The organism is Mesorhizobium sp. M0159 (assembly GCF_040322295.1).
Taxonomy (GTDB): domain Bacteria; phylum Pseudomonadota; class Alphaproteobacteria; order Rhizobiales; family Rhizobiaceae; genus Mesorhizobium.
In genome coordinates this window covers 1-8,539 of sequence record NZ_JAMYTF010000100.1, presented here as the reverse complement: position 1 = coordinate 8,539, position 8,539 = coordinate 1, and the positions used below count along the sequence as shown (strand labels likewise).

The window sequence follows — 8,539 nt, the reverse complement described above, 5'->3', positions numbered from 1 at the left end:
GCCGCGTCACGTGATCGGGCTCAGACCTTGGACCGAAACTGCGAAGGAGGAAAATCACACTTGACCATGTAATCCCCATGTGAGGCATATATGGCCTACGAATGGAGCCGTGGTTCTACGACATCGGCTGTTTTTGCATCGAAAGCGACGGGCACACCGTGAATTATGGATGCCGCCGCCAATAGCTCCTCCTGGAGAGGACATAGGCTTCGGCGGCTCTTTCAACCGTGACGGTGTGAAAAGTGTTAGTGATGTGAGTTCCTCCCTGAAACCCAAATCAACACGATTTATGGCACCAATTCGGCCGCCTGCAAGAGTTTGTCCGATTCCGAACAGTTAGGCGGAGGCGAGGCCGAAGTGACTTTGCTCCTCGTCGCCGTAGGCACCATGTGTGAGTTGTATCATTCCAACCGGTCGACAATTGTGATCTCGCCGCGCCTGGCGTGAACCAGCCCCCGATACTCAGCATTTGGAGGGCGGTGGTAACGCCCGGGCGCCGAGTGCCAACCATGGTCGCCAGAAACTCATGCGTCAGGTAAATCTTGTTTCCTTCGACCCGGTCTTGGACCATCAGCAACCAGCGGGCCAGCCGCTCCTCGATTTTGGAGTGGCCGTTGACCAGTGCCGTCCGGGACGACTGGATGAGGAACGCGTGGGCATAGCGAAGCAGTGACTCGCGAAGGGATTGGTCTCTGCAATCGCAAGGGGAAGAGCTTCAACCGGGAGGATCCAGCCATTACCTGCGACTTGGATAGTACTTAATGTCTATTTTAGACAGTCGCCGCGACCTAACTTTTGATAACAGGTCAGGGTCGCGGGATGCCGAGCTGCTTGAAATACCGAGTTACCTCCGGATGCTCGCGATCGTCCCGCCTCAACCGCGCAAGCGCGTCATCATCCCCGACGAGCGCCATAGCCAAACCAGGAGCGTTATTCTCCACGGAGCACCGGGCATTGTCTGGTTGTGAAGACGGTGCTTGATCACCAGCCGCCTGAGTGTGTCTTCGCTTACGTTGTAGTCGTACCTGAACAGATCAATGGCCCTCTGGACCGTGATCGCCTCTGCCGTGGGATGTAGAGCGGCCGAAGCCGTTCGCCTCTTTCCGGCGCTGTTTTGACAGGGCGCGCATTGATTCGGCCCATCGCGCTTTTCTGGCCCGATATCAGGGAACGATATCGCCCCCCATGTATTAGAAACCTATGGACACTACGGAACCCCACGGGATGGCGGCCGATCTTTTGACATCGGAAGTTGCCAATGCCAGGCAGCGCATCCACCGGACTGAGGTCGCGCTTCAACGCACTGAAGAAATGCTGGCCGAAAATCTCGCGCTGTGCAGCAGGATACGAACTGCGGTCGAGGCCGCAGACCGCTTGGTGAAGATCGATCCTCCGAGCTTTGAAGGACGTCGCGCGGGTTGAACTGGGCCGGCGTTTCATTCGTCGCGACCTTCAGGCCACCGGCGCCACGACTCGCGCTCAAGCACGGGGGCAACCAGGTCGACAGACGGCGAGCGCGGCTCATCGTGCGCGGCCTGGTGCTCGGCGAGGAACCTGTCATACGCAGCTTGTCGATGAGGCCTACTTTGATCAATCGCAGGCCGTTCATGAGTTCCGCCGTTTTACAGGTCTGACACCCACGGAATTTTGGGAGCTGGCGAGACGGTCCGCTCACTTCTACGAGTTGAGATCGCCGACTTTGGCTCGCAGCAGTCAGTTAGTGGGTTGAGCCCGCCGGGCAAATCGGCGGAAGCTCCGTTCCTCCGGAACCACTGCAAAGCCGGCCGCAACGATCAACCCCGAAAACGTTTGTCCGATGTAGGGGGTCGAATCGCTCTAGCGCTATCGGCAATACGGCGCGTCGCGAAATCACCTGTTAGCCTCTCCTCTGAGCGCGGCTGCAGCTCCCTTCAGGCAAGATGCGCGAGCAGACGGATATCTATCTGACCCAAAGCAAACAGAAGCCGCATGCGCAAAGGTTCCTGGACTGATGCTCGGCTGGCGGCAACTTGCTCGCCAGCCGAGTGAGTTCAGGCGGTGGTCAGGGGAGGCTGGCCAGCCACACGCTGGTGATCCCAACCTGTGCCGATGTGCCAATCAGCAACCTTCGTCGGTCTTTTTCACCTGGCCTGGCGCGGCGGTGTTGGCTGTCGTGTCCTGCTGACCAGGCGCCGCCTGCTGAGCGCTGCCAGTCTGCTGGCCGGGCGCGCAGTCTCTGGCCGAGTTCGGATTTGTGGTGCCGCTGGTGGTGGTCGTGTCGGTGCCTTGATCGCCGGACATGTTGGTCCCGCTGCTCGTCGTGCCGGTGCCCTGATCCGTCGTGCTGGGCATGGTCGTCGTGGTCGAGGTTCCGCTCGTTGAGGTTCCGCTCGAAGTTCCGCTGGTCGTCTGGGCAAAGGAAAGCCCGGCCGACACCGCCAGCACGGCCGAAGCCAAAAGGATGCGTTTCATCTTCTTTCTCCTGTCTGAATGCGCGGGGTGCGCTGGCAAATCCAACAGGCAGACAGAAGGAGTGTTCCCCGATCAAGTTCAACTTTTGTAACTCTGGTCGTAGGTCAGCCTTAGGATGGCTGGCGTATATTAGAAGCCTCTTGAAGAAGACACTGCCCGCACCAGAATCCATGGCATGGCTCGGAGAATAGGCATTGGTGACCAGGTGGCGATTACGGCCAGGGTTCTGACGCGGGTAACAGAGGACCGCGTAAGGGTCTCGATCCCAGGTTACGACTTCCCACATTCCATCATCGATCACACCAAGGTGAACCGAGGCCAGCAAATCGACCTAAAAGGCGAGGTCACGCGCATCGACGAGAACACTGTGACGATCGACCTCGGGCCATTGGTCACGGTCGACCGTGAGAAGGTCCGGTTGGTGGAGAAGTATCGGCCGCCAAAACGACCAAAGGCACTTGCAGATGCCCCGGATTAGAACCGACAACATCGCGACCGGCTATGAGGGCAGGCCGCATGACGGGCCGGTAGAGGACGAGTCGAAGCACATGGTCTACTGCCCAGTCTGCGGCCAAACGTTCGACGCGCGCGATCTTGGACAGGTGTTCCACCACGCTGAGCCGCAGCACGAGCCGCTTCCGGTCGAGCAATAGTCCAGCTAGTTGAGCTCCGGCAGACCGACGTTGAGACCCTTCAGCGCGCCACCGACGTACGTTGGATGAGAAAAGGGTGCTGCGTGCACCGCGCCTTCCCCGCGCGCCGATGTTCCACCTGGACCGCAAAAAAGTCCCGCCGCACTGCCAGAACGGCGGGACCGATCAAACGCTTTGCACCAGGCGGGGGGATGCGGGGGGTTGGGCTTGCCAAGTGAGCGCGGACCGTAACCAACCCTAAGCGCAACAGCGGCAACGCGTCCACCAACCGCCGGTTGGAGCGACAGGACGATTGAGCCGCCGGCAGGTCAGGTCATCCCGGGTCGCTATCGCTCGCAACCACACGGTAGCGGAAATTGTTGCGGATCTGGTCGTTGAAATAGCGGCCCTTGGCGAACGCGGCCCGGAACGCGGCAAAGGTTTCCGGCGGTACCCCCTCAAACTCGTACCGCTTGCCGCTGGCGACGAACCACACCGAGAGGGTCCTTCTATCCAGATCATATTCCATCTTGCGGATCGATGTGGAGGGCATGACGGCGGCTCGATTCGAAAACCAATCAACGAGCGGAGAGGCCGTCGCGTTCCTTGTGACTGCGGTGGTGCGGTGAGGCACAAGGCTCAATGCGGAGCGCCAGCCGCCGCGATAAGCGCCTCGTCGAGAATCCACTTCAGCTTCGCCGAGCGCTGGTAGCTTCATCTGCTTGCCGTTCTTACTTGCCAGGAACGACATGCAGCGGTCGCAGTATGCCATGCGGGGACCTTCAATATGTCGCCGTATGTCGCCGCGTCGGATGGCCAGGAAGCGGCCAGTGCCAGTTGGACTTTGTAATGGAGCGGCGCAGCGGCGAGCGTCCACGGGCCGTTTTCCTTGCGCCGGTCTTCCGCGATCTTGGCGTTTCTCACGCATCGCTGCAGGATTTTCGCGAGGTGAATTGAGACCTGCCACGACTGTCAAGAGCCGTTCGGCGGGCTCTGCTCCGGAACAATGTCCTCTTCTGAAAGTTTTTTCCTTAGGCCGCAAAGGAGATTCGAAATGTCAGAAAGCCGCGAATGGTTTGTCCAATGGCTTAGAGATGCTCATGCCATGGAAGAGCAGGCCGAAACGATGTTGAACGGGCAGTTGAGCCGTATCGAGAATTATCCCGAACTGAGCGACCGGATCCGACAGCACCTCGACGAAACGAAGCAGCAGGCTGCCCGGCTGAAGACCTGTCTCGATCAGATGGACGAGGGTTCATCCACGATGAAGGACGCTGGCGGTAAGCTGACGGCGATGGCGCAATCGCTGAGCGGCGTCTTCGCCGGAGACGAGGTGATGAAAGGATCGCTGGCGAGCTACACGTTCGAGCACATGGAAATCGCCTCCTACACGATCCTGATCGCCGCTGCTCGATCGCTCGGCGAAACCGAGGTCCTTCGGGCTTGCGAAGAGAATCTGCGAGAGGAAGTCGCGATGGCGGATTGGCTGAAAAGCCATCTTCCCTCCACGACCGAGCAGTTCCTTGCGCGGGCCGAAGCGGACAGCGACAGCGCCAAGCGGTGAGCGGGTGGGAACGTAGGATCGTGAACTGGGTGATGGGGATTCGTCCGCTAGCGAGTCCCCTTCGTGAACGCTGGGCGACGAACAAGGCTGACTGTAGCAGGCGGTCGTCGAGCTGCATTTCGAGAAATTGCTACGACGAGCGACTTGCGGCGTAAAGCGTTCGTCTGCGCAAGCCTGGTCAAATACGCATGGCAATAGCCAGATCGGAAGGGCTAGCGCCGCGCTCGGCGAGATCAAGCTCGAATGGGCGTGTTAAAACGTTCGGAACGAGGTCGCGAGCGGAGATGCCCGAGAAAATGACTGAGCAGTTGCGTGGGCGGGCACCGATGAACGCCAAGCCGGATCGGAGAAAGTTCGTCCCGAGCGCGGACAGAGGGCGCCAGCGACGGGCAGAGGTCCCTGTCAGCCCAGCCCAACCAGGGAACTTACATGGAAAACTGGCGTTAATATCGCGCAATGCGGGAGCGTGCAGATGTTTTTGCTCGCAAAAGATACAATTAAGTTCAGCATTCTTGTGGCGCTTTCGGCCATATTCGTCGATGCGTCCATCGCGCACGGCCTGCTTTGGGAGAATGATCCATACTGGACCTATTGGATAACCAAGACTTTCCTGATCGCAACCGTCTTTCTATTTGGTACGGCTTTTCTCGGCATCGGGATCATTCCAGGCTTGGTCCTGACGGCGGTCCACACGCTCATTCTGGAGATTTACTATCAATGGCTTGCGCCCGTGGGGCTGCCGCAGGAACCCGAATGGCTCGACTTCAATCACCTGTGGATTACCGGCGTGCCGGTGCACTTCTTAGCGATCCTAGGTGGTTATCTGATGGCGCTGTGGCTTTGGCGGCGAAACCATGTTGTTGCTGAGACCGAACGTGGGGAGACGTGGCGGTTCGTTGTCTACGGGCTCGTTACTGCTGTGATCATCGTTGCGGCAGACGGTGTTTTGACCCAGACGGTGCTATTGCGCGACTTCCCAGGCATCACCTTCTTCGTCCAGCACCTTTTGATCAGCTTCGTTTTTGTCTGTGTCTGGACTGCTTACGCCGGTGCCGGCCGGCTTGGCTGGACCATCGGCGCGCTCATGCTCGCCTTCGTCTGGACCACTTACAGCATGTATCTGGGCCCACGTGGCCTGCCGCTCGATCAGCCTCATTATTCCGGCTACAGGGATCTTTGGTGGCTGTCGTTTCCAGGCGGTTTCGTTTCGGCACTTATCGGCTGGTGGGTCGGCGGTTGGCTGATGAAGAAGCGACGCGTAATCGGCCTGGCTGGGATCGGCACGCTAGCCGTCCTGCTGGGTGTCCCTGCCGAACCTGCCCACGCCCAATCGAGGGGCACCGACGGTTTGATCGCAACCGCACGGGCTTCAGGCGAGGGCATGCGGGTGACCGGGGCCGATCCGTACGCAATGAACAGCACCGTGCCTATGAACGGCACCATTGCAATCCAAACCGTGGAAATGGGCAACCGCTGGTCGCACGTTCAGAACACGGATGGTTTGCGAGTCTCGGCCGGGTTCACCTCCGGCGACGTCGCCTATACGGTCAGCATTGACAAGCCAATGCCGCGCCACCCGCTCGGAAAATATACGACATGGTCAGGCGTAGCGTATGAACACGAGATGCACGGCAACACTGGCATCGGCACGGGCAAGCTGCCGAAGGTACGGCCGGAAATCGCCCTTTGGGGCTGGGCACAGGTGAGCCGCAACGGGGAAGTGATCGCACGAGAAGCTCCTGCCCATGTCATGGTGATGACGAAGGGCCCCATCAAAGGCGTAATGCTCGAAATCGACACGGAGGACCAAGGCCTAATCGCAGAGCCGGATGGGTATATCAACGTAATGTGGCCGAAGGTCGAGGCGCTTCAAATGCCCGAGGGGCAGGAGCGGATACGACAGATCATCGGCTGGATCGCAATCGTCGGTTTCGTTGTCCTCTTCGGGGGCTTGGCCATTGTTGACCGGAACGACGTCTCGCGCGCACGGGCCAAAGAGCTCTGAAAGGTTGCCAAAGGCATTCGGGTCCACGGCGAAGCGCCAGCATCGCCGGCTTGAGCTGCCAGTCGTCGCTCGACCACCGCCGAGCCAAACTGACTTTGCCTTTCATGGATTTTGCCGGACAAGGCGCGCCCGCCGCCATCCAGTTGTCGATTGACTCGTTGTCTCCTCCGCCGAGCTTGGCGCGGGATCCCGATCCGCTCCGGGGCCCAGCCGCGGGTAACCAATTTGTCGTCGCGCACATGCAGCGCCACATCCTGCAGGCTGCGCCCGCTATTGGGGGCGGGACCCTTGATCTGGGCGCAGATTTCCGGCGAGGACTTTTCATGGGAACTATCGGTATTCGAGTGGGCTGATCCGGCTGGGTTGGCTCGACGGCGGCATCGAGCCACGGCTGGTGCCAGGGAAGTTCGACCTCCACATCGAACTCATTCCCTGGCGATCCTCTCACACAGAGCAGACATGCTGGAAGCGATCCCGCGGTCCAATGCTTCGTAACGGTGCTTCGACGAAATTGGAGGCTCGGGGATTCTCGAGTACATCTGCAGTTGGATGTAGCGACCGCCGAGAGCTACGCGGCTTGGAGCGCGGGCCTATCGTCTGTGAAGCGACCGGGTGCGTCGACTGGATCAACTCGCAGGTTTGGAGAAGCTTATGGCTTGGCAACTGCACGGCACGTCACCGGCAAACCGAGACGCGTTCTCTATCAAATACCCGAGCCCCATTCACGGCGAGGTATTCCAGAAGCGTTCCTGAGGGTGGCGTGTGCCGGAATGAAGGGGTACGGGGGCTTCGCGCGAGCCAGTTATCCAATCCCCGCTCAAAAGTCTCTACCAAACATTTTGACCCATCATTGCACACGAAATCGCATGAGGGCGCGCCTGTCCTGCATGAATACTAGGGAACAATTCCGCTCGAGCGGGAGTTCGATCCTATTTCGCCGGCAGGCCCCAGCCGAGGCCGCTCTTGAAGAAATAGACGGTGTCGATCGGGACCGAGGCCTGCTCCAGGTGCGTCCTCAGTCCCAAGTGACGGGCTTCGAGGTGAGGCTGCAGCAACGCCAGATCCGGCGCGCTCAGGCGCCGCAACAGTTCGTTTCCATCTGCGCTGTCTCCCGATCAGGGCGGAAGCGCGATGGTCGCTCACAGCTGACGACGCCCAAACAAATTGTCGACAGTCAGGGAAAGTATACCTAAAAGGCGGGGAGTCTCAAAAAGCTACTATGCTGACCAGAGAATCTCGTCAGTCTGGCGATCATCAAGATGCTGCTAACAAGCAGTCTCCGCCCTGCCGGTCGAAGGTTGCCTTCCCAATCTGGTGTGCGCCTTTTGTCGAAGCCTGGTTCATCCTCTGGGGAAGCCAAGCGAATATCGACGCTGCCTGAAAACTTACGCGCAAGCGCTCCACACTCTCGGGGCGGCGCTTTCTCGATCGCCCAGAGTAGCCAAGCACCCCTTCTCTATCCCATAGTATTCGTCTTCGCCTATTGCTCCGGAACGGCAGAGGTTTGCGGACGATTTCGTGCTGCTTCGGCAATTTCCGGGATGTATTTCGTCGCCGTGCAGCTTCGGTTCACATTGGCGCGTGCGTCGAATACCTCTTTCTCGCAGACCCGCTTGGCGAGCTCGATAGGCACATGAACTGCCAGAGGCACTTCTACCTCGGATATTCCAAGCTCCCTTGCGACCTGCTGTTTCACTTCGTGCCTGCCAAGCGAAACGTCGACGCCGACATCCTCGGCATCTTCGGTTGTCGATGATGCGCCTTGCCCCGGCAGATCTTGCTGCTCGGTCTGAGCAAATGACGTACCCATCCGGTGAAGACCGCAGACGTGTATCCGGCGGCCATGAGGACCTGAGCACCGCGGTGCCGGCGTCAAGTTTTTGATGG

The 8,539-nt window shown here is 59.3% G+C and carries 10 protein-coding genes; 5 read left to right on the top strand and 5 right to left on the bottom strand.

What is annotated here, in order from left to right:
* Positions 1-277: 277 nt before the first annotated feature.
* Positions 278-571 carry a hypothetical protein gene (locus tag NKJ32_RS34715; protein WP_352625738.1) on the bottom strand — a complete coding sequence of 98 codons (294 nt, stop codon included), beginning with the start codon at positions 569-571 and terminating at the stop codon, positions 278-280.
* Positions 572-1,224: 653 nt separating this feature from the next.
* Between NKJ32_RS34715 and NKJ32_RS34710 the strand changes: the two genes are divergently transcribed.
* Complete coding sequence (locus NKJ32_RS34710; protein WP_352594633.1) at positions 1,225-1,422, top strand: hypothetical protein; 198 nt, start codon at positions 1,225-1,227, stop codon at positions 1,420-1,422.
* Positions 1,423-2,097: 675 nt separating this feature from the next.
* On the opposite strand, the gene NKJ32_RS34705 is transcribed toward NKJ32_RS34710, so the two are convergent.
* Positions 2,098-2,451 (bottom strand): hypothetical protein, encoded by a 354-nt coding sequence (locus tag NKJ32_RS34705; RefSeq protein WP_352456137.1) that lies wholly within the window; start codon positions 2,449-2,451, stop codon positions 2,098-2,100.
* A 175-nt stretch (positions 2,452-2,626) separates the two neighbouring features.
* Here NKJ32_RS34705 and NKJ32_RS34700 point away from each other — a divergent pair, with 175 nt between their 5' ends.
* Together NKJ32_RS34700 and NKJ32_RS34695 are read left to right on the top strand one after the other, a co-directional pair.
* Positions 2,627-2,929: a hypothetical protein gene (locus NKJ32_RS34700; RefSeq protein ID WP_352549757.1), complete on the top strand. Its 303-nt coding sequence runs from the start codon at positions 2,627-2,629 to the stop codon at positions 2,927-2,929.
* Positions 2,916-3,104, top strand: a complete 189-nt coding sequence (locus tag NKJ32_RS34695; protein ID WP_352643653.1) for a hypothetical protein — start codon at positions 2,916-2,918, stop codon at positions 3,102-3,104. The genes NKJ32_RS34700 and NKJ32_RS34695 overlap by 14 nt, the downstream gene beginning before the upstream one ends.
* A 313-nt stretch (positions 3,105-3,417) precedes the next feature.
* On the opposite strand, the gene NKJ32_RS34690 is transcribed toward NKJ32_RS34695, so the two are convergent.
* Complete coding sequence (locus NKJ32_RS34690; protein ID WP_352643340.1) at positions 3,418-3,855, bottom strand: KTSC domain-containing protein; 438 nt, start codon at positions 3,853-3,855, stop codon at positions 3,418-3,420.
* A gap of 282 nt (positions 3,856-4,137) precedes the next feature.
* On the opposite strand from NKJ32_RS34690, the gene NKJ32_RS34685 reads away from it, so the two are divergent.
* Together NKJ32_RS34685 and NKJ32_RS34680 are read left to right on the top strand one after the other, a co-directional pair.
* Complete coding sequence (locus NKJ32_RS34685; RefSeq protein ID WP_352594625.1) at positions 4,138-4,647, top strand: ferritin-like domain-containing protein; 510 nt, start codon at positions 4,138-4,140, stop codon at positions 4,645-4,647.
* 472 nt (positions 4,648-5,119) lie between these two features.
* On the top strand, positions 5,120-6,652 hold the full coding sequence (locus NKJ32_RS34680; protein WP_352594623.1) for a hypothetical protein: 1,533 nt from the start codon (positions 5,120-5,122) through the stop codon (positions 6,650-6,652).
* A gap of 929 nt (positions 6,653-7,581) precedes the next feature.
* Here the strand turns inward: NKJ32_RS34680 and NKJ32_RS34675 are convergent.
* Complete coding sequence (locus NKJ32_RS34675; protein WP_352594621.1) at positions 7,582-7,737, bottom strand: hypothetical protein; 156 nt, start codon at positions 7,735-7,737, stop codon at positions 7,582-7,584.
* A 395-nt stretch (positions 7,738-8,132) separates the two neighbouring features.
* Positions 8,133-8,539, bottom strand: a 407-nt coding sequence (locus tag NKJ32_RS34670) for a hypothetical protein (RefSeq protein ID WP_352830411.1), incomplete at its 5' end; no start/stop codon positions are given.